A 19,437-nucleotide genomic window follows, 5' to 3' on the forward strand; every position below is an offset into this window, starting at 1 on the left:
GAAGGAAGGTGGAAGACGATCGGACGCGGCCCCTGTTTCCGCTCCTGCATGGTAGGCAAGGTGTCTGAACAGCGACCGTGATGCGCTGCGCATTTCCGGCTCCAGAACGTGACCTCGTGCAGGATCGTAGGCATGGAAGGCGTCACGACGGCGGCAATGCGGCATGAATACGGCACGCCCGTCGAGGTTCAGGCCGCCACCGCCACCCGTTCCAGGCGGTCGACCACGCCCTGCATGGCGCTGTAGAAGGCATCGTCGTCGCGATGCAGGCGCAGCCGGTCCAGCCGCGCCATCACTGCCAGCGCCTCGGCCGAGGCGACGCACAGCCGCCCGCCGCGGCGGTTGACGAACAGCAGGCGCGCCGAGATCGGGCTCACCCAGGTCAGTTTGCCGGGCTGCACACGGCCTTCGCGGTCGACGAAGTCCAGCCAGGTGCCCAGCGGCAGGGTGCGGAAGTAATCGGCGGTGATGTGGTCGAAATCGGTGGCCTGGGCCGGTTCCGGCAGTGCCGGCACGGTCTCGGCGGCGGGCGGCTCGGGCACGTCCACGCCCGTCGCGGGCAGCGCGGCCTGCAGCGGCCGCGCGTGCGCCAGGTCGTCCAGCGCGGTGTGCAGGGCCTGCCAGGCGGCTTCGGCCGCCGCCGCGTCCAGGCCGATGCTGGTCCACAGCCGGGTCAGCTCGGCATGCTGCGGCTGCAGCCACCCCTCCGCCGGTACCGCACCGTTCTGGGCCTGGCGGCACTGCGCCAGCACCGCGTCGCCCAGCGCCAGCGCCGCGGCGAGCGCGCTGCCCTGACCGTCGTCGCGCAAGGCCGACTGCTGCACGTACTGGCACCAGGACTGACGCAGGAAGGCCTCGATGGGAAGCGGCACGGTCAGGTCGTCGCCGGCCTGTTGCAGTAGATCGTGCAGCGCCTGCGCGGCGCGCTGCCGGGCGACCTCGCGGCGCTCCTCCGCCCGTTGCAGTTCGGCCGCGCGGCGCTCGGCGATCTCCACCCGGCGCCGATACTGCTCATAGGCGCTGCCGAACTCGGCCTCCAGCGCCAGGAACACCGCCAGGTGCTCGTCGAAATCGCGCACCACCCGCTCCACCGCCGCCTGCGCCTGCGCCAGCAGCGCCTGCTCCGGGCCGGTGCTGCCGGCATTGCCGTCGCAGGCGTCGGCCAGCAGGTTCAGCAGGCGGCGCGCCGGATGCCCGTCGCGCACGAACAGGCGCCCGTCGATCAGGGCCACCTTGGCCATCGGCACCAGCATCTGCCCCAGCAGCTCGCGCTGCGCGGGTTGCAGCACGCATTCCTCCAGCATCACGTCGAACAGCAGGCCGACCAGATCGAGGGTGTCGGCATCGGCGGGATCCAGGCAGGTGCTGGCCGGGTCCAGGCCGAGCGAGGCGCCGATACCGGCGATCTGCCGGCGCAGGCCCAGGGCCAGCGGGCCGCCGTGTTCGCCGACGACGGCGAATCCGGCCAACGGCATGGTCTGCAGCAACGACAGCACCGACAGCAGCTCGCGCGGCGACAGGCAGCGCCGGCCGTCGCCCGGGCCCGGCTCCGGCTGCGCCTCGTGCAGCAGCGCGCGCAGCGCCGGCGGCAGCACCTCCTGCTCGTTGCGCGCATGCGCGTCCAGGGCGCGCGCGGCGCGGCGCTGCGCCGCCGAGAGCGGCGCGGCGGTGTCCCAGTTCTCGAAGAAGCGGCTGATCCAGTCCGGCGCCGCCTCGTCCTCGCTCGCGCCCAGGCGCGGGATCGCACGACGGCGCGGGCGCCCGCTCGGCAGCGCGCGGGCGCGCGCGACCTCGTTCAGGCGCTGCTCCAGTTGCGCATACAGTTCGCCCACCCGCTCCTGCAGTTCCTGCTCGCAGATCTTGACGATCGCCAGTTGCACCTGCGGCGCCAGCACCAGCCCGTGCAGCGCCGCGTACACCGCCGCGCCCACGTGCTCGGGGCCGAACGGGTTGTTGTCGGCATCGATGCGCTGGCCGCCGGCGATGAAGCCGAGGAACCGGTTCAGCCGCATCAGCTCCGGTCGCCAGCGGTGCTGGATCGCGCCGGCCAGGTTGCGCACCGCCAGGCGCACGTCCAGTTCCTGTTCCGAGACCAGGCTGAGGTCGCCACGCTCGCGCGCCAGGCTGCGCTCCACCGACAGCGGACGGCCGGCTTCCAGCGCCTGCCAGGCCTGGGCCAGGTGCGCGCGGAAGCGCGCGGCGATCGGCTCGCGCTGCTGGCGAAGCAGCTGAATCGCCTCGAAATAGTCGTTCTGGGTCGGCCCGGCGCGCTCGGCCATGCGGAACAGCGCTTCGGCGAGCACATCCAGCACTTCGCCGAAGGCACCGGCGAGCGGAACCGACACCACATCCCGGACCTGATCGAGCAGATCCGCGTTGCGGCTGGGCGACAACTCTTCAGCGTATTCAGCAAGGGTCATGGCAGTGTGATACGCAGGCAGCAGTGAGACCGACGTCAATTCGGAAGCTAGCGGCAGATCAGCAACACAACGTGATTGTCCGTGTAACTGCGGCATCCGCTGCCGCCTGCGAGCGCCCGACTATAATTCCGCGCCCGCCCCACGGAATCGAGACTATGCGCACAATTCATTCGCTGCAAGCGCTGGATGCGCGCCGTTCAGTGCCATCCAAGCAACTGGGCGAGCCGGGACCGGACGCGGAGACGCTGCTGGCCATGCTGCAGTCGGCGGTCCGTGTCCCCGATCACGGAAAGCTGGTGCCGTTCCGCTTCCTGCGCATCGCCGGCCCGGCGCGCCAGGCCCTGGGCGACATCCTCGCCGCGCGCACCCAGCAGCGCGATCCCGGCGCGGCCCCGGCAGCGGTGGAGAAGGATCGCGAACGCTTCGCGCATGCGCCGGTGGTGATCGCGGTGATCGCCTGCCTGCAGCGCGGACACAAGGTGCCGGAAATCGAACAGTGGATGACGGCCGGTTCGGTGTGCTTCGCGCTGCTGCAGGCCGCGCAGGCCTACGGCTTCGGCGCGCAATGGCTGACCGGCTGGATGGCGTACGACGAAACGGTGTCCGCGCGGCTGGGCCTGGCCGAGCACGAGCACGTCGCCGGCTTCATCCACATCGGCACCGCCCGCCTCGATGCACCGGAGCGCGAGCGGCCGGATCCGCGCGCCCTGCTCAGCGACTGGACGCCGTGAACGCAGGGCTGCCCCTGTCGCGGCCGCTGTACCTGGTCGACGCCAGCCTGTACGTGTTCCGCGCCTGGCACTCGATTCCCGACGAGTTCCAGGACGCGCAGGGCTGGCCGACCAACGCGGTGCACGGCTTCGCCCGCTTCCTGCTCGACCTGCTCGAGCGCGAACGCCCGCAGCACATCGTGATCGCCTTCGACGAAGCGCTGGACAGCTGCTTCCGGCATCGCCTGTACGCCGCCTACAAGGCCAACCGCGCGCCGGCGCCGGACGCGCTGCGCCGCCAGTTCGCGCACTGCAAGGCGCTGTGCGCGGCGCTGGGCCTGGGCGTGCTGGCGCACCACGACTACGAGGCCGACGACCTGATCGGCAGCGCCCTGCACCGTGCGCGCGGCGACGGTTTCCACGGTGTGATCGTTTCCGCCGACAAGGATCTGTCGCAGTTGCTGCTGGAGTTCGACGAACAGTGGGACTACGGCCGCGGCCAGCGCTGGGGCGCGGCCGGGGTCAAGGCGCGCCACGGCGTGCATGCGCACCAGATCGCCGACTACCTGGCGCTGACCGGCGATGCGATCGACAACATTCCCGGCGTCACCGGCATCGGCGCCAAGTCGGCGGCGATCCTGCTGGCGCATTTCGGCGACCTGGACACGCTGCTGGCGCGGGTCGACGAAGTGGCGTTCCTGCGCCTGCGCGGCGCCGCGCAGATGGCCGTGCGCCTGCGCGAGCAGCGCGAGCACGCGCTGCTGTGGCGGCAGCTGACCACCATCGCCCTGGACGCGCCGCTGCACACGGCCGCACCGGGGTTCGCCCGCGGCGCGGCCGATGCCGACATGCTGCACGGCCTGTGCGAGGCGCTGCGCTTCGGGCCGCTGACCCGACGCCGGCTGCTGCAGGCGGCCGGCCTGGAGTTTGTGGCCGGCTGAGCGCTGGCCTTCGCCACGGGCAGGCGATACCGCTGCCCGAAGCAGGCACGCCCTCGCGCGCGCCGTGTCGGTTGCACCGTGCCGTCGCGACCGGTGCCGAGCGACTCGCGCGGCGCCAGCGACACCGGGCACGACCTGGCGCGCATCAAAAACACAACGCACGCTCTACACTGCACCGCATCGCCGGACCGCGCCGCGCGCGACCGCGCCTTCTTCCTCCGCTACCTGCGAGATGCCCATGCCCCGCCACGATTCCCCGCCCCGCGTCGTCTACGAAGGCAAATACCAGCGCATGGTCGTGCGCGGCACCTGGGAGTATTCCGAACGCGTGCATGCCGGCGGCCTGGCCGCGATCATCGTGGCGGTCACGCCGGACGACGAGGTGCTGTTCGTCGAACAGTTCCGCGTGCCGCTGCAGGCGCGCACCATCGAGATGCCGGCCGGACTGGTCGGCGACATCGATGCCGGCGAATCGATCGAAGTGTCGGCGGTGCGCGAACTGGAAGAGGAAACCGGCTGGACCGCCGAGCACGCCGAGGTGCTACTGATCGGCCCGACCTCGGCCGGCGCCAGCAACGAGAAGATCGCCTTCGTCCGTGCCAGCGGCCTGCGCAAGGTCGGCAACGGCGGCGGCGACGCCAGCGAGGACATCACCGTGCATTCGGTGCCGCGCACGCGCGCCGCCGCGTGGCTGGTGCAGAAGATGGGCGAAGGCTACGCACTGGATGCGAAGCTGTGGGCGGGGCTGTGGATGATCGAACACGAACTCGACGGCACGCCGCGTGGCTGAGGGTCTCAGCCACGCATTGCCGCCGCTGCTGGGCACGGACGACCCGGCGGTGTTCAGCGTCCATCGCCCACACGGCACCTCCCCGTTCGTACTGCTGGCGGACCACGCCGGCCAGGCGGTACCGCGCGCGCTGCACGGCCTCGGCCTGGCGCAGGCGGAACTGGATCGGCACATCGGCTGGGACATCGGGATCGCCGGCACCACCCGCGCGCTGTCCGCGCTGCTCGACACCTGGGCGATCGAACAGACCTATTCGCGGCTGCTGATCGACTGCAACCGCCCGCTCACCTCGCCGACGCTGATCCCGTCCGTCAGCGACAGAACCGTGGTGCCGGTCAACGCCGCATTGACGGCGGCGCAGCGGCAACAGCGCATCGACGCCGTGCATGCGCCCTACCACGCGCGTATCGCCGCCGAACTGGATGCGCGCCGCGCCGCCGCCCGGCCCACGGTGCTGGTGATGATGCACAGCTTCACCCCGGTGATGGACGGCGTGCCACGGCCCTGGCATGCCGGCGTGCTCTACCACCGCGACACCCGCTTCGCCCACGCGCTGCTGCAGGCGCTGCGCGCGGAAGACGACCTGCTGGTCGGCGACAACGCGCCGTACGCGGTCAGCGACAGCAGCGACTACGCGGTGCCCGTGCACGGCGAAGGCCGCGGCCTGCTACATGTGGAACTGGAGATTCGCCAGGACCTGATCGCCGATGCCGCCGGCCAACAGGTCTGGGCGCAGCGGCTGGCACGGATCTTCACCGCGCTGCAGCCGCGGTTGCTGGCGTTGGAATAGGCCGAGGCGGACGCAGGCCCGGCCGATCGGTCATGCCTCGCGCGGCGGAGAGGGTGCACGCCATGCGCATGCGGCCCGTCGCCCTATGCCAGCGTCGGCACCGGCATCCACGGAAACGCCTTATAGCCTCGTACTTGCAGCGGAGCGCCAAGCGCGGCGAACTCGGCCGCGATCGCCGCGGCACGGCGACGGTCCAATCCCTCGCCCAAGCTCAGCGGCCCAGCGCGACAGGCGGCCAACGCCTTGCCCACCGGCCAGTCCAGCAGGCGCGCGACCTGCTGTGCCACCGGCTTCACCCGTTCGGGCAGGCAGGTCGCAAGCAGCAGATCGAACGAGGCGAAGATGCCGGGGCCAACACCAACCGCGTGGGCCGCGTCCCAGGCGTCCTCGTCCGCCTCGCCCAGGGCTTCGTCCACGCCCTCGACCTGCAGGAACGCGTCGTGCTCGGCATAGTGGGCGAGCGCCTGCGCGTAGTCCTGCAGCGTCGACAGTGGGCACTGCCGCTTCTGCACGTCCAGCACGTCGGCGAACGTCGCCGGTTCCAGGTAGGGCGCCAGGCCAAGCGCGCGCGCCGCCGCGGGCACTGCGCCAGCGTCGTCGAACGCGGCAGCTTCGTCGGGCGGTAAACAGAAGCGCGCCTGCAGCGGATCCTCGCCTGTGGCATGCACCCAGCCGAACGCCTCATGCACATGGCCCTCGTCGTTGCAGGCGGCAAAGGCGTCCAGCGTCTCGCGCAGGGTCAACAGCGGCGTCATGTGTCGTCGGGCAGGCAGCACACGGCGGTGCAGTCTACGCCAGGCATGCAGGTACAGACGTGTGCGAGACCAGGGAGAGCCCTGCGGTCCCTCACCAGCCCCACCGCGTGCCCGCGATCGACAACGTATCTTCGCGCCGCGCCAAGCCGTTCGCGACCGGCAGTGGCGCCGGCACTGCGTTGCCGGCACCGCGGCAACGGCTTGGCATGCGTCGCGCGTGCACTACGCAATGCCTTGATTGCCGCATCAGGCGTCTGCCTTGCACTGCCCGCAGCGCCGCTCAGCATGCTGAAGCACGTGGTGCCGGTCTTCACGCCAAGCTGAGCGCGGCATGCGCACGCTCGGGCTTGACCGGTCCGCGCCGGAAACCCGCCCCGCATCGGACCCCACATGCTCATCCGCCTCGGTTACGAGATCCGCTACCGTTTCGCGCAGGCGACGCCGATGCTGGCGATGCTGGACATCCACGACAGTCGCCGCGACGACATCGTTGCCGCCACCGCCTTGCACAGCGTGCCGGCGCTGCCGTTGCACCGTTATCGCGATGGCTTCGGCAACCGCTGCACGCGCCTGCACGCGCCTGCCGGCGCGCTGACCCTGCGTGCCGACGCGGTGGTGCGCGACAGCGGGCTGCCGGACCAGTACCGCTACGACGCGGCACAGACCCCGGTGGACGCGTTGCCCGACGACACCCTGGTGTACCTGCTCGGCAGCCGCTACTGCGAGACCGACCTGCTCAGTGGCATGGCCTGGGAGCTGTTCGGCGGCACTCCGCCAGGCTGGGCACGGGTACAGGCGATCTGCGACTACGTGCATACGCGCATCGCCTTCGGCTATGCCCATGCCTGCGCCACCAAGAGCGCCGCGCAGGCGCTGCAGGAAGGGCGCGGCGTGTGCCGCGACTTCGCGCATGCGGCCATCGCGCTGTGCCGCTGCATGAACATCCCGGCGCGCTACTGCACCGGCTATCTGGGCGACATCGGCGTCCCGGTCTCGGACGAACCGATGGATTTTTCCGGCTGGTTCGAGGCCTTCCTCGACGGGCGCTGGTACACCTTCGATGCACGCCACAACCTGCCGCGCATCGGCCGGGTGCTGATCGCGCGCGGCCGCGACGCCGCCGACGTGGCGATCAGCACCACCTTCGGCGACAACGTGCTCGAATCGTTCGTGGTGTGGACCGACGAGACCATGCAGGCACAGCTCGACACGCGCCCCTCCGCGGAGGCCGGTGCCATCACCGCCGCCGGATGCGAACCGGGCGACGCGCTGGCCTGCTGAGTCATTGCAGTGGACGGTGCCGCCATGCGCAGCACCGTCGTTCCGTGAACCCGCGACGCAGCCCTGCGCGAACTCAGGCGAAGCCGTCGGTCGCGCGCACCAGCGCGTCGACGTTCTCCGGCTCGAACGCGGAATGGCCGGAGGCCGGGGTGATCTGCAGCGTCGCCTTCGGCCAGGCCTTGGCCAGGTCCCAGGCGTTGGCCAGCGGACAGACCACATCGTAGCGACCGTGCACGATCACCCCCGGGATGTCGGCGATGCGGTGCGCGTCGCGCAGCAACTGGTCCTCGACCTCGAAGAAACCGCCGTTGACGAAGTAGTGGTTCTCGATGCGGGCGAAGGCCAGCGCGAAGTGCGGGTCCTCGTGGCTGTCGACGAAATCGGCATCCACGTGCAGGAAGCTGGTCGCGCCTTCCCACACGCTCCAGGCCTTGGCCGCGGCCAGGCGGGTGGCCTCGTCGTCGCTGGTCAGGCGCCGGTGGAAAGCCGAGATCAGGTCGGCGCGCTCCACCGGCGGAATCGCCGCGACGTAGTGCTCCCACGCGTCCGGGAACAGGCGGCTGGCGCCTTCCTGGTAGAACCACTCCAGTTCCCAGCGACGCAGCATGAAGATGCCGCGCAGCACCAACTCGGTGACGCGCTCCGGATGCGTCTGCGCGTAGGCCAGCGCCAGGGTCGAGCCCCAGCTGCCGCCGAACACCTGCCAGCGGTCGATGCCCAGGTGCGTGCGCAGCCGCTCGATGTCGGCGACCAGGTCCCAGGTGGTGTTGTCGACCAGATCGGCATGCGGCGTGGAACGGCCGGAGCCGCGCTGGTCGAACAGCACGATGCGGTACTTGGCCGGATCGTGGAAGCGGCGCATCTTGGCGTTGCAGCCGCCGCCGGGACCGCCATGCAGCAACACCACTGGCTTGCCGTGCGGATTGCCGCACTGTTCGTAGGACAGGGTATGCCGTGCGTCCACCGGCAACATGCCGCTGTCGAACGGCTCGATCTCGGGATACAGCGTGCGCATGGCGACTCCTGCAGGAAAACCGCGATTCTACCCATGCGCGCCACTTGAGCGGCGCTGACCAGCAACGGCCGGCCGCGAACGGACCTGGTGCAGCGCCGATCGGCCAACCGGGGTCGGGATCAACCGATCGCCGGCGCGCCTCTGCCGCCAGGGGCGTCCTGCAACCGCTGCTGCGCTTCCATGGCCAGGTGCTGCGCGCGCTGCTGGTTGAACGCCTGCGCCTGCTGCACCGTCTCGTGCATCGGTGCAGCGGCCTGCGCCACGTCCGTGGCGGCGCGGAAGCCCGGCGTGGTGCCGGACACCCACAGCGTGTCGCCGGCCATCTGCACCCGGTCGATCTTGTCGGCGCTGGCGATGCCGGCCTGCTTGGCGCCGAGCATCGCCTGCGCGACATGCGCATCGCCGATCTGCGCCGGCACGTCCTTGCGGATGCGCGCGAACATGGCCTGATCGGACGCAGACAGCGCACCCAGGGTCTGCGCACGCTCATAGGTTTGTGCGGCCGACGGTGCCATGTGGGCTCCGGAGGCAGGCGTCGCCGCCGCCCCATGCGGATGCGCCGCTGCTGGCGCCTGCGGCTGCGCGGGCGCGGCGGCCGGCGCGCTGCGCTGGAACCACTGCCCGGGATGGGTCAGCGTGTCGTAGGCCTTGCCCGCCGCGTGCTTGGCGGCATCGATGCCCTGCGTGGCGGTCTGTCTTGCGGCTTCGTACGCGTGCGTACCAACCCGCGCGGCGCTGTCGGCCGCTTGCTTCGCCGCATCATAGGCACTGGTGGCCGCACGTCCAGCTTGCGCAACGCCTTCGGTCACTACGTGTTTGGACGCGTCGTAGGTCTGCGTGACAGTGCGCTCGACATGCTCCACACCGTTTATGACCACGTGCTTCGCCGCACCGTAGGTTTGAGTGGCCGCGCGCCCAACCTGCTCCGCGCCTTCAGTCACCACATGCTTCGCGGCGTCGTAGGTCTGGGTGGCGGCACGACCGACCTGCTGGGCGCCTTCGGTCACCACGTGCTTGGTTGCGTCGTAGGTTTGCGCCACCGCACGTTCGGCCCGGTCGATCCCATCGGAGACCGCCTGCTTGCCGAGCTGATACGTCTGCGTGGCGGTTTGCGCCGCGACCCGCGCGCCATCGTAGGCATCGACGATGTGATTGGCGACGTTGGCCACGCCCGCCTGGAAGCGAGGATCATGGATCCGCTCCACCACGGCGTCGGCAGCCGCATGCGCGCCTCGCTCCACGGCGCCTTTGGCCGATTCCAGCCCGCCGCCCACCCACCGCGCCGCCGCATCCGCACCTTGACCGTGCAGACGGGCGGCTTCGCCCACCACATGTCCAGCCAGCGGCGCAACCGGGATGAAGGGCGCGGTAAGGCGCCCGCCCTCCCGCGCCACGATCGCGATACGTTCGTCCAGCGCTTGCACGTAGCGACCGCCGGCGCGCACGGCATCGGCACCGTGTTGCAGGCCGTCGGCAATCCCGCGCACGGGCGCGCCACGCGCGATGGTGTCGCGAATGGCGGGATCGGCGTTGAGCACGAGGTACTCGTTGAGTTGCCGCCGCAGATTCGGCGACAGTTGGCCCTGCCCGTCGTTCCCGCGCATCTGCCGCAGCGACTCGGACAGTTCGGCGCGTGCGAAGGACACATCGCTGCCGAAGCGGTCGATGGCGTCCTTGTTCGCCGCGTAGCGCTGCGTCGCTTCCTGGAAACGCTGGGGTTGCAGGATATTGTCCGGACTGTCGCTGCTGAAGTGCTGCTGGCCGCCGTGGTCGCTCAGCCGCATCGCGATCAGCGCGTTTGGCGGCGCCGACCCGGGCGGCGCATCCAGGTAGCGGCCGGCCCGCAGGCTCTGGATGTCCTCTTCGCTGGCCAGCGACACCACCTTGCCGACATGCGGACTGGCCGCGCTCACCACGTCGCCGGCCATGCGGTAGTTGGTGAGCTGGAAGCCCGGCTGCGGCGGGCCATCGATCATGTCCGCCGCGCCGAAGCCGTTGTAGGTGGCACCGCGCAGGCCATATTTGGCGGCCTGGAGTTCCGCCAATGCGCCGCCCAGGGAGTGGCCGGCAGCGAATATCTGGGTTTTCGGGATGCCCTGCGCAGCCGCTTTGGCGATCATCTGCGCTGTAAACGCGTCGGCCGCAGACTTCTGCGCGTTGACGGTATCTCGCACCATCTTTGCATCGACGGCGATGTCCTGCAGCGTCGTCAACGCGTGGTCCGCTTTTTCCGAAACACTCTTACCTGAAAATAGACCAGGATCAGTACCTCGGTACGCGACAATAACATTGTGAGGCGACGCAACGCTTTGATACGCAGTTGCGTGAAAGCCGGTAGCCGGATCACTGGCATAGCCAAATATCTTATAACCCTGGCCATCTAGAGAAACATATCTATTGTTATCGCCCACATCACGCTGTGATCGGTTGGCATACGAGTCATTACTTGCATCAGCTAACGCTTGATCAATGACTTTCATGACTTGACTTCCTTAACAGTGATCGTCACTGGGAAATAAGCATCAGGGTCTTTAAGAACCTCGGGATCGTCAGACTGGAACTCTAGCGCACCATAGGGAACCAAAGCAGGATCCCCATAAGAACTATTCTTGAAATAGCTTTTCCCACCACCCTCGCGCAAGATTTTTTCCAACAACCCTCCCCAACCGAATTTCACACCCTTGCCAATCGCGCTAACACCCACACTTGTCACATCCCAGTGGCAAACCCCGAGATTGAAATAATCTTCATCCAGCAGGGCATCGCGATAAAAATATCCCTTCCATGTGTGGTCATCCACCTGGACCATAGGAATATCGAGCCCGGTGTTAGGCACATGCTGCTCGCCAAGAACTGGCATCATCGGCACACAATTCTTATTGATGACGTCATATCCAATGTAAGCACCCTTGAAAGAATCCCACGGTCCCGGCGCATTTGACGTGGCGATGACCTCGTAGCGCTTGATCGGATGCGGATTCAGATGCCCGGTCGCACCGTCGTTGCCAACATCGATACCTTTCGAACAACCGGCGGCGGTCGCGGCCAGGGGCATAATGGCGGCAGCGGCCAGGTGGTGCAGTTTCATCGTATCGTCCTCGGGGGGATAGGCCGCAGGCAGCGCGGCAGTGGGGTCTGGTGGCAATGGCAGTCTCGGCTTGCGCCAGGGCGCAATCGGCACCCCGCCACGCGGCAGCGCGCCGAGCCTGGCGTAGACGTCCGCATTGATGCTGCCCATGTCGCGCAGGAGTTGCGCATCGCGCATCGTGCGGGCGCGTGGACGATAGGGATTGTCGCTGTACGTGCTCTTTTCGTCGCTCATCGCGCCACCTCTCCTTTATCAAGACTCCAAGTTGCGACTGCGATCTTACTCGCTGGAAACCATGTCGCCACTGCCCATCGCGCAAAGGGTACAAGTGAGATCCTGACCCACATCCATGGCCCGGATTTTCCTGATGAATCGCCATCGGGCTCTGATACCGGCATGCGGCAGCGCCAGGTACTGGTTACATAACTGACTGGAAGCCTGTAGCTGAGCCACTGGAAAAGCCGAGAACCCAGTAGCGCCTCTCACCTGAATGCACCTGCTTCTTGCAGCGATATCGCTTCGAGGACGATTCACATACGCGTCGTTGGCCGCATCGGCAACCGCTTGATCAATCCCCTACACGGCTGGGCCTCCCTGACAGCGAGGGTGACAGAGAAATACGCGTCCGGATGCTGTAGCACTTCAGGATCAGCAGGATCGAAATCCTGTGCCCCGTAAGGGACCAGGGACTTATCCCCATGCGCGACCTTCTTGAAATACCTGGTCCCTCCACCTTCGCGCAGAATCTTCTCCATAGAGCCGCTCCACGCAAACCTTAGGCCCTGAGCAATCGCACTGGCGCTCACGCTCGTGACGTCCCAATGGCACACCCCAAGCTTGAAGTAATCCTCATCCTGCAGCGCATCACGGTAGAAATACCCCTTCCACGTATGGTCGTCTACGCGGGTCATCGGAACGTCGAGTCCGGTATTGGGGACTTGCTGTTGACCAATGAAGGGGATCATCGGAACGCACTTCTTATTGACGACGTCGTATCCGATGTAAGCGCCCTCGAACGCATCCCACGGCCCCGGCGCATGGGACGTGGCGATGACCTCGTAGCGTTTGGCCGGGTGCGGATTCAGATACCCGGTTGCGCCATCGTTGCCGACGTCGATGCCGTTGGAGCAGCCCGCGCCAGCCACGAGGATGGCAGCGACAGCGAGTGCGCGCAGGATTCTGAGACGGGGCCTGCGACGAGCGGTCACACCGGCAGGGATCCACGCACCCTCGGCATGCCGCGCACCCGTCTGTGCCACGGCGGGCGTGGGCGGTACGCGCATCGCATTCGAAAGGCGACTGAGGGTGAACATTGCGGGTCATCCATGTCCGGCATCGTTACCCACGCACCATACCCCGGCGCCGGCGGGTCAGGCCAGCGGCTGGCGCCCCAGCGTGACCCGATCGCGCGCTTCCAGGTCCTGGTGGGTCGCCGCCTCGGCGAAGCCGGCTGCCTCCAGCAGCGCGCGCACCGCCGCGCCCTGGTCCCAGCCGTGTTCCAGCAGCAGCCAGCCGCCGGGCAGCAGATGCGCCGGCGCATCGGCGACGATCCGGCGCAGGTCGTCCAGCCCATCGGGGCCGGACGCCAGCGCGCTGGCCGGTTCGTAGCGCAGGTCGCCCTGCTGCAGGTGCGGATCGCCGGCGGCGATATACGGCGGGTTGCTGGCGATCAGATCGAAGCGCTGGCCGGCCAGCGGCGCCAGCCAGGCACCATGGACGAAGGCGACGTTGCCCAGGCCGTGCGCGTGCGCATTGGCCTGCGCGACCGCCAGGGCGGCTGTACTGAGGTCGGTGGCCGTCACCTGCGCCTGCGGGCGCTCGCTGGCCAGGGCCAGGGCGATTGCGCCGCTGCCGGTGCCGAGGTCGGCGACGCGCCGGCCCGGCGTCGTGTCCAGCCGCTCCAGGGCCAGTTCCACCAGCCGCTCGGTATCCGCGCGCGGGATCAGCGTGGCCGGCCCGACCGCCAGGTCCAGGGTCCAGAAGCCACGGCGACCGGTCAGGTAGGCCACCGGCTCGCCCTGTACACGGCGGGCGAGCAGCGCCTGGAACCCGGCGACCACGCCATCGGGCAGCGGATCGCGGGCGTGCGCGAACAGCCACGCGCGGTCGCGTTGCAGGGCGTGCAGCAGCAAGGCTTCGGCATCGCCGCGCTCGACCTGGGTGCAGGCGTCGCGCAGCAGGGATTCGGGAGTAGGCGCATTCATCGCTGTCACGATGACGCAGCGAGTCTGGAAAAGCCAACGTGGTAGAACGGACCGACGCCCATGCGCCCTGGGCGGCTGATGCGCATTCGCGCGGCAGTGCAGCAAAGAGCCAGGCTTGGGAATCGATAGAGGAAACCTATCTATTCAATTCCATCAATCGATTTGAGGGATCTATCGGCGCCCCCTATCATGAGCCTCGTTCCATCCCCCGACCCCTATTGCAACCACGAGGAAACTCCATGTCGTCTTTGATCAACACCCAGGTCCAGCCGTTCAAGGCCAACGCCTACCGCAATGGCGAATTCATCGAAGTCACCGACGCGGACCTGAAGGGCAAGTGGTCGGTGCTGATCTTCATGCCGGCCGCCTTCACCTTCAACTGCCCGACCGAAGTGGAAGACGCCGCCGAGCATTACGCCGAGTTCCAGAAGATCGGCGCCGAGGTCTACATCGTCACCACCGACACCCATTTCTCGCACAAGGTGTGGCACGAGACCTCCCCGGCGGTGGGCAAGGCCCAGTTCCCGCTGGTCGGCGACCCGACCCACCAGCTGACCCGCGCCTTCGGCGTGCACATCGAAGAAGAAGGCCTGGCCCTGCGCGGCACCTTCGTGATCAACCCGGAAGGCGTGATCAAGACCCTCGAGATCCACGACAACGCCATCGCCCGCGACGTCACCGAGACCCTGCGCAAGCTCAAGGCCGCGCAGTTCGTCGCCTCGCACCCGGGCGAGGTGTGCCCGGCCAAGTGGAAGGAAGGCGAGAAGACCCTGAAGCCGTCGCTGGACCTGGTCGGCAAGATCTAAGCCGCCCGCGCTCCCATCTCCGCCTTGCGGCGGGGGTGGGGGTGAACCGCAGCCGGCATCGCGCGCCGGCGCCGGCTGCGGTTCATCCCTCCTCCCCTCTTCGCAGCGCGCTGCCCCGGCAGCGTGCCTCCCCCTCGCTTTGCCCAACGTCAGGAGTCCGCCATGTTGGATGCCGATCTGAAAACCCAGTTGAAGGCCTACCTGGAGCGGGTCGTCCGGCCCATCCACATCACCGCATCGGTGGACGATGGCGCCAAGTCGCGCGAGATGCTCGACCTGCTCGAGGACCTGGTGCTGCTGTCGGACAAGATCACGTTGGACGTGCACCGCGACAGCGGCGAGCGCGCGCCCTCGTTCGCGCTGAACAGCCCCGGCCAGGACATCCACCTGCGCTTCGCCGGCCTGCCGATGGGCCACGAGTTCACCTCGCTGGTGCTGGCGCTGCTGCAGGTCGGCGGCCACCCGTCCAAGGCCACCGCCGAGCTGATCGAGCAGGTGCGCAACCTGCCCGGCGAGTACCGCTTCGAAACCTACTTCTCGCTGTCCTGCCAGAACTGCCCGGACGTGGTGCAGGCGCTGAACCTGGCTGCGGTACTGAACCCGAACATCCAGCACGTGGCGATCGACGGTGCGCTGTTCCAGGACGAGGTCGAGGCGCGGCAGATCATGTCGGTGCCCACCGTCTACCTTAACGGCGAAGTCTTCGACCAAGGCCGCATGACCCTGGAGCAGATCGTGGCCCGGCTGGACACCGGCGCGGCCAAGCGCGATGCGGCGGCGATCGCGGCCAAGGCGCCGTTCGACGTGCTGGTGGTCGGCGGCGGTCCGGCCGGCGCGGCGGCGGCGATCTACGCTGCGCGCAAGGGCATCCGCACCGGCGTGGCAGCCGAGCGCTTCGGCGGCCAGGTGCTGGACACCATGGCGATCGAGAACTTCATCTCCGTGCAGGAGACCGAAGGCCCGAAGATGGCCGCGGCGCTGGAGCAGCACGTGCGCCAGTACGACGTGGACATCATGAACCTGCAGCGCGCCGAACAGCTGGTGCCGGCCGGCGCCGACGGCCTGGTCGAGGTCAAGCTGGCCAACGGCGCATCGCTGAAGAGCCGCACCGTGATCCTGTCCACCGGCGCGCGCTGGCGGCAGATGAACGTGCCCGGCGAAGACCAGTATCGCAACAAGGGCGTGGCCTATTGCCCGCACTGCGACGGCCCGCTGTTCAAGGGCAAGCGCGTGGCGGTGATCGGCGGCGGCAACTCCGGCGTGGAAGCGGCGATCGACCTGGCCGGCATCGTCAGCCATGTCACCCTGGTCGAGTTCGACAGCAAGCTGCGCGCCGACGAAGTCCTGCAGCGCAAGCTGCGCAGCCTGGGCAACGTCGACATCCTGGTCAACGCGCAGAGCACCGAGGTGCTCGGCGACGGCCAGAAGGTCACCGGCCTGGTCTACAAGGACCGCGTCGGCGGCGATGTGCATCGCGTGGCGCTGGAAGGCATCTTCGTGCAGATCGGGCTGCTGCCGAACACCGAGTGGCTGCAGGGCACGGTGGCGCTGTCGCCGCGCGGCGAGATCGTGGTCGACGACCGCGGCCAGACCTCGCTGCCCGGCGTGTTCGCCGCCGGCGACGCGACCACGGTGCCGTACAAGCAGATCATCATCGCCATGGGCGAAGGTTCCAAGGCGGCGCTGAGCGCGTTCGACCACCTGATCCGGCACAGCGCACCGGTCGCCAGCGGCAGCGTGGCCGAAGCGGCCTGACGCGCACCCGTCCCGCGCCGCTTCGCCGGCGCGGGACCAGGGCGTGCGGCCTCCACCGCGCGCGCCCATCTGTCTCGCCGCCATGCGCGCCACACGCTCTATGCTGTGACCCTGCGTCACCTCCCGCCGCTGCGTTCCGAGGAACCCGCTGATGAACCTGCGTGATCTGAAATACCTGGTGGCGCTGGCCGATCACAAGCATTTCGGGCGCGCCGCCGCGGCCTGCTTCGTCAGCCAGCCGACGCTGTCCACGCAGATCAAGAAGCTCGAGGACGAACTGGGCGTGCCGCTGGTGGAGCGCGCGCCGCGCAAGGTCATGCTGACCCCGGCCGGGCGCGAGGCCGCCAGCCGGGCGCGCGGCATCGTCGCCGAGATCGAGCAGATGAAGGAGGCGGCGCGGCGCAGCCAGGATCCGGAAGCCGGCACCGTGCGCCTGGGCATCTTCCCCACGCTCGGCCCGTATCTGCTGCCGCATGTGATCCCGCGCATCCGCGCGCGCTTCCCGCAGCTGGAACTGCTGCTGATCGAAGAGAAGAGCGACGTGTTGCTGACCCGCCTGCGCGAGGGCCGGCTGGACGCGGCGCTGCTGGCGCTGCCGCTGCACGACGAGCAATTGCATGCCGAATTCCTATTCGAGGAACCGTTCGTGCTGGCGGTGCCCGAGCAGCATCCGCTGGCGCGGCGGCCGACCCCGCTGACCATGGACGAACTGCACGCGCAACGCCTGCTGCTGCTCGAGGACGGGCACTGCCTGCGCGACCAGGCGCTGGACGTGTGCCACCTGTCCGGCGCGCTGGAGAAGGCCGAGTTCCAGGCCACCAGCCTGGAGACGCTGCGGCAGATGGTCGCCGCCAACGTCGGCGTGACCCTGCTGCCGCTGCTGGCGGTGCAGCCGCCGGTGGCCAACCCGCCGAACCTGCGCCTGCTGCCGTTCGCGCCCGACGGCGGGCCGAGCCGGCGCATCGCCATGCTGTGGCGGCGCAGTTCGGCGATGGGTGCGTTCCTGCAGCAACTGGCGCACCTGTTCGGTGCACTGCCCGAGGAGCTGTTCACGCTGCCGGCGCAGGCGTCGCTGCCGGACCAGGCGCCGCGCCAGGTGGCCTGAACAGGCCGACCGGCCGCGGCGTCGCATCGGCGCCGGCTTGCTTGCACAATGGGAACGGGGGCGGCGCGGTGCCGCCCCCGTTCGTTGTGCCATCCAACCGGAGCCTGTCCATGACCTCGCAACACCACAGCGGCCTGCCGCCATCGTTGATCGTCTCGAGCCGCGACCTCGCGCGCCTGGAAGCCCTGCTCGACTCCCCTGCCTTGCACCAGCACCCGGCCGCGCAAGCGCTGGGCGCAGAACTCGACCGCGCCACCGTGATGGCGCCCGACCAGATTCCCCCCGGCATCGTCACCATGCATTCCCGCGTGGAGTGCGAAGACGAACTGCACGGCGAACGCCATCAGCTGACCCTGGTCTATCCGCACGAAGCCGATGCCGCGCATGCGCGCATCTCGGTGCTGGCCCCGGTCGGCAGCGCCCTGCTCGGCCTGGCCGTGGGCCAGTCCATCGACTGGCAGGCGCCCGGCGGACGCCCGCTGCGCCTGCGCGTGACCGCGGTGCAGCGCACCGACGACGACGACGCGCCCGCAGCGCGTTAACGTGCGCGGCCCTATCCTTGTCCCCACTCGTTTCCGAGAGATACCGATGACCTCTTCCGCCCCCTCCAAGCTCGCCCAGTTGCGCGAGTTGTCCGTGGTCGTGGCCGATACCGGCGACTATGACGCGATCAAGCGGCTCAAGCCGGTGGACTGCACCACCAATCCGACCCTGGTGAAGAAGGCGCTGGACCTGCCGGTCTACGCCGACCTGATCGACGAGGCGCTGGCCTGGGCGCGCGGCCAGGACGGCGACCATGCCGCCCTGGTCGACGAGATCGCCGACCGCCTGACCATCGGCGTCGGCGCCAAGCTCAGCGCGCTGGTGCCCGGCCGCGTGTCCACCGAGGTGGATGCCGACCTGGCCCACGACACCGCCGCCACCATCGCCAAGGCGCACAAGTTCATCGCCATGTACGCCGAGCGCGGCATCCCCAAGGACCGCATCCTGATCAAGGTCGCCGCGACCTGGGAAGGCATCGAGGCGGCGCGGCAGCTGCAGCAGGACGGCATCGACTGCAACCTGACCCTGATCTTCAACCGCACCCAGGCGCTGGCCTGCGCGGAGGCCGGGGTGTTCCTGATCTCGCCGTTCGTCGGCCGCATCCTCGACTGGTACGTGGCCAAGGGCCAGACCCCGGCGACCATCGACGAGGATCCGGGCGTGCAGTTCGTGCGCGGCGTGTACGACGAGTTCAAGCGCCGCGGTTCGCAGACTGTGGTCATGGGCGCCTCGTTCCGTTCCACCGCGCAGATCGAGGCGCTGGCCGGCTGCGACCGCCTGACCATCTCGCCGGACCTGCTGGAGAAGCTCGACGCCGACCACGGCCCGCTGCCGCGCAAGCTCTCCCCCGGCCAGGCCGACGGCGCCAAGATCGAGCCGATCGACGCCAAGCGCTTCGCCGCCGACCTGGCCGCCGACCCGATGGCCACCGAGAAGCTGGCCGGCGGCATCGACACCTTCGCCAAGGACTTGCAGGCCCTGCGCGACACGATCCGGCACAAGCTGATCGGCTGAGTGTTGTGCCTGCACCCCAAGCGCGGTGACGCTGCGCTTGGGGTGCCGGGAATAGGGAAACGGGAATGGGGAATCGGGAAAAGCGAGTCCCCGTTTCTCTGCGTCTCCCGATCGATTCGATGACGTCTGCACGCAGTCGCACTGCGCGAGCGCGAAGGCGCACGCGCCCACAAACGCCGAAAACAGACGTAGGTGCGGCGGACATCACCTGCGGCGCTTT

Annotated in this window: 17 protein-coding genes; 10 read left to right on the forward strand and 7 right to left on the reverse strand. The window is 68.6% G+C overall.

Features of this window, described 5'->3' with window-relative positions; all coding sequences use genetic code 11:
- Positions 1–188: 188 nt before the first annotated feature.
- Positions 189–2,420: a DUF1631 family protein gene (locus tag AC1PMG_RS17295; RefSeq protein ID WP_481109659.1), complete on the reverse strand. Its 2,232-nt coding sequence runs from the start codon at positions 2,418–2,420 to the stop codon at positions 189–191.
- Positions 2,421–2,575: 155 nt separating this feature from the next.
- On the opposite strand from AC1PMG_RS17295, the gene AC1PMG_RS17300 reads away from it, so the two are divergent.
- The 4 genes from AC1PMG_RS17300 (at position 2,576) to AC1PMG_RS17315 (ending at position 5,651) form a co-directional block, all read left to right on the forward strand.
- Complete coding sequence (locus tag AC1PMG_RS17300; protein WP_342073847.1) at positions 2,576–3,151, forward strand: nitroreductase family protein; 576 nt, start codon at positions 2,576–2,578, stop codon at positions 3,149–3,151.
- Positions 3,148–4,071, forward strand: a complete 924-nt coding sequence (locus tag AC1PMG_RS17305) for a 5'-3' exonuclease (protein WP_017909233.1) — start codon at positions 3,148–3,150, stop codon at positions 4,069–4,071. Before AC1PMG_RS17300 ends, AC1PMG_RS17305 begins: the two co-directional genes overlap by 4 nt.
- Before the next feature lie 238 nt (positions 4,072–4,309).
- Positions 4,310–4,861 carry an NUDIX hydrolase gene (locus AC1PMG_RS17310; RefSeq protein ID WP_017909232.1) on the forward strand — a complete coding sequence of 184 codons (552 nt, stop codon included), beginning with the start codon at positions 4,310–4,312 and terminating at the stop codon, positions 4,859–4,861.
- Positions 4,854–5,651 (forward strand): N-formylglutamate amidohydrolase, encoded by a 798-nt coding sequence (locus tag AC1PMG_RS17315; RefSeq protein ID WP_481109660.1) that lies wholly within the window; start codon positions 4,854–4,856, stop codon positions 5,649–5,651. Before AC1PMG_RS17310 ends, AC1PMG_RS17315 begins: the two co-directional genes overlap by 8 nt.
- Before the next feature lie 83 nt (positions 5,652–5,734).
- On the opposite strand, the gene AC1PMG_RS17320 is transcribed toward AC1PMG_RS17315, so the two are convergent.
- On the reverse strand, positions 5,735–6,406 hold the full coding sequence (locus AC1PMG_RS17320) for a DUF7716 domain-containing protein (RefSeq protein ID WP_481109661.1): 672 nt from the start codon (positions 6,404–6,406) through the stop codon (positions 5,735–5,737).
- A 390-nt stretch (positions 6,407–6,796) separates the two neighbouring features.
- Here AC1PMG_RS17320 and AC1PMG_RS17325 point away from each other — a divergent pair, with 390 nt between their 5' ends.
- Complete coding sequence (locus tag AC1PMG_RS17325; RefSeq protein WP_481109662.1) at positions 6,797–7,687, forward strand: transglutaminase-like domain-containing protein; 891 nt, start codon at positions 6,797–6,799, stop codon at positions 7,685–7,687.
- A gap of 73 nt (positions 7,688–7,760) precedes the next feature.
- On the opposite strand, the gene pip is transcribed toward AC1PMG_RS17325, so the two are convergent.
- The 5 genes from pip to prmC form a co-directional block, all read right to left on the reverse strand.
- Positions 7,761–8,702 (reverse strand): prolyl aminopeptidase, encoded by a 942-nt coding sequence (pip, locus tag AC1PMG_RS17330; protein WP_342073844.1) that lies wholly within the window; start codon positions 8,700–8,702, stop codon positions 7,761–7,763.
- Positions 8,703–8,821: 119 nt separating this feature from the next.
- Entirely contained in the window at positions 8,822–11,182 is a 2,361-nt protein-coding gene (locus tag AC1PMG_RS17335; RefSeq protein ID WP_481109663.1) for a lipase family protein, read from the reverse strand.
- On the reverse strand, positions 11,179–12,024 hold the full coding sequence (locus AC1PMG_RS17340) for a hypothetical protein (protein ID WP_481109664.1): 846 nt from the start codon (positions 12,022–12,024) through the stop codon (positions 11,179–11,181). Before AC1PMG_RS17340 ends, AC1PMG_RS17335 begins: the two co-directional genes overlap by 4 nt.
- Before the next feature lie 296 nt (positions 12,025–12,320).
- Positions 12,321–13,103 (reverse strand): hypothetical protein, encoded by a 783-nt coding sequence (locus AC1PMG_RS17345; protein ID WP_481109665.1) that lies wholly within the window; start codon positions 13,101–13,103, stop codon positions 12,321–12,323.
- Between the two features lie 57 nt (positions 13,104–13,160).
- Complete coding sequence (gene prmC, locus AC1PMG_RS17350) at positions 13,161–13,994, reverse strand: peptide chain release factor N(5)-glutamine methyltransferase (protein ID WP_481109666.1); 834 nt, start codon at positions 13,992–13,994, stop codon at positions 13,161–13,163.
- A gap of 239 nt (positions 13,995–14,233) precedes the next feature.
- On the opposite strand from prmC, the gene ahpC reads away from it, so the two are divergent.
- The 5 genes from ahpC to tal all read left to right on the forward strand — a co-directional run bounded on the left by ahpC (position 14,234) and on the right by tal (position 19,217).
- Positions 14,234–14,800 (forward strand): alkyl hydroperoxide reductase subunit C, encoded by a 567-nt coding sequence (ahpC, locus tag AC1PMG_RS17355; protein WP_010341941.1) that lies wholly within the window; start codon positions 14,234–14,236, stop codon positions 14,798–14,800.
- A 162-nt stretch (positions 14,801–14,962) separates the two neighbouring features.
- Entirely contained in the window at positions 14,963–16,555 is a 1,593-nt protein-coding gene (gene ahpF / locus AC1PMG_RS17360; RefSeq protein WP_481109667.1) for an alkyl hydroperoxide reductase subunit F, read from the forward strand.
- Between the two features lie 151 nt (positions 16,556–16,706).
- Complete coding sequence (locus tag AC1PMG_RS17365) at positions 16,707–17,660, forward strand: LysR substrate-binding domain-containing protein (RefSeq protein WP_017911310.1); 954 nt, start codon at positions 16,707–16,709, stop codon at positions 17,658–17,660.
- Positions 17,661–17,770: 110 nt separating this feature from the next.
- A complete protein-coding gene (gene rnk, locus AC1PMG_RS17370) occupies positions 17,771–18,202 on the forward strand; it encodes a nucleoside diphosphate kinase regulator (RefSeq protein WP_481109668.1) in 432 nt (143 codons plus the stop codon).
- Between the two features lie 46 nt (positions 18,203–18,248).
- Positions 18,249–19,217 carry a transaldolase gene (tal, locus tag AC1PMG_RS17375; RefSeq protein ID WP_481109669.1) on the forward strand — a complete coding sequence of 323 codons (969 nt, stop codon included), beginning with the start codon at positions 18,249–18,251 and terminating at the stop codon, positions 19,215–19,217.
- The last annotated feature ends 220 nt before the right edge of the window (positions 19,218–19,437 follow it).

The sequence above is a fragment of the Xanthomonas sp. NCPPB 2250 genome, from assembly GCF_056725265.1.

Coding starts and splice junctions, on each gene's coding strand:
- AC1PMG_RS17320 (WP_481109661.1), bottom strand. CDS start 6,406: ATGACGCCGCTGTTGACCCTGCGCGAGACGCTGGACGCCTTTGCCGCC.
- AC1PMG_RS17335 (WP_481109663.1), bottom strand. CDS start 11,182: ATGAAAGTCATTGATCAAGCGTTAGCTGATGCAAGTAATGACTCGTAT.
- AC1PMG_RS17310 (WP_017909232.1), top strand. CDS start 4,310: ATGCCCCGCCACGATTCCCCGCCCCGCGTCGTCTACGAAGGCAAATAC.
- AC1PMG_RS17300 (WP_342073847.1), top strand. CDS start 2,576: ATGCGCACAATTCATTCGCTGCAAGCGCTGGATGCGCGCCGTTCAGTG.
- AC1PMG_RS17340 (WP_481109664.1), bottom strand. CDS start 12,024: ATGAGCGACGAAAAGAGCACGTACAGCGACAATCCCTATCGTCCACGC.
- prmC (WP_481109666.1), bottom strand. CDS start 13,994: ATGAATGCGCCTACTCCCGAATCCCTGCTGCGCGACGCCTGCACCCAG.
- AC1PMG_RS17345 (WP_481109665.1), bottom strand. CDS start 13,103: ATGTTCACCCTCAGTCGCCTTTCGAATGCGATGCGCGTACCGCCCACG.
- ahpC (WP_010341941.1), top strand. CDS start 14,234: ATGTCGTCTTTGATCAACACCCAGGTCCAGCCGTTCAAGGCCAACGCC.
- AC1PMG_RS17365 (WP_017911310.1), top strand. CDS start 16,707: ATGAACCTGCGTGATCTGAAATACCTGGTGGCGCTGGCCGATCACAAG.
- ahpF (WP_481109667.1), top strand. CDS start 14,963: ATGTTGGATGCCGATCTGAAAACCCAGTTGAAGGCCTACCTGGAGCGG.
- AC1PMG_RS17295 (WP_481109659.1), bottom strand. CDS start 2,420: ATGACCCTTGCTGAATACGCTGAAGAGTTGTCGCCCAGCCGCAACGCG.
- AC1PMG_RS17325 (WP_481109662.1), top strand. CDS start 6,797: ATGCTCATCCGCCTCGGTTACGAGATCCGCTACCGTTTCGCGCAGGCG.
- tal (WP_481109669.1), top strand. CDS start 18,249: ATGACCTCTTCCGCCCCCTCCAAGCTCGCCCAGTTGCGCGAGTTGTCC.
- rnk (WP_481109668.1), top strand. CDS start 17,771: ATGACCTCGCAACACCACAGCGGCCTGCCGCCATCGTTGATCGTCTCG.
- pip (WP_342073844.1), bottom strand. CDS start 8,702: ATGCGCACGCTGTATCCCGAGATCGAGCCGTTCGACAGCGGCATGTTG.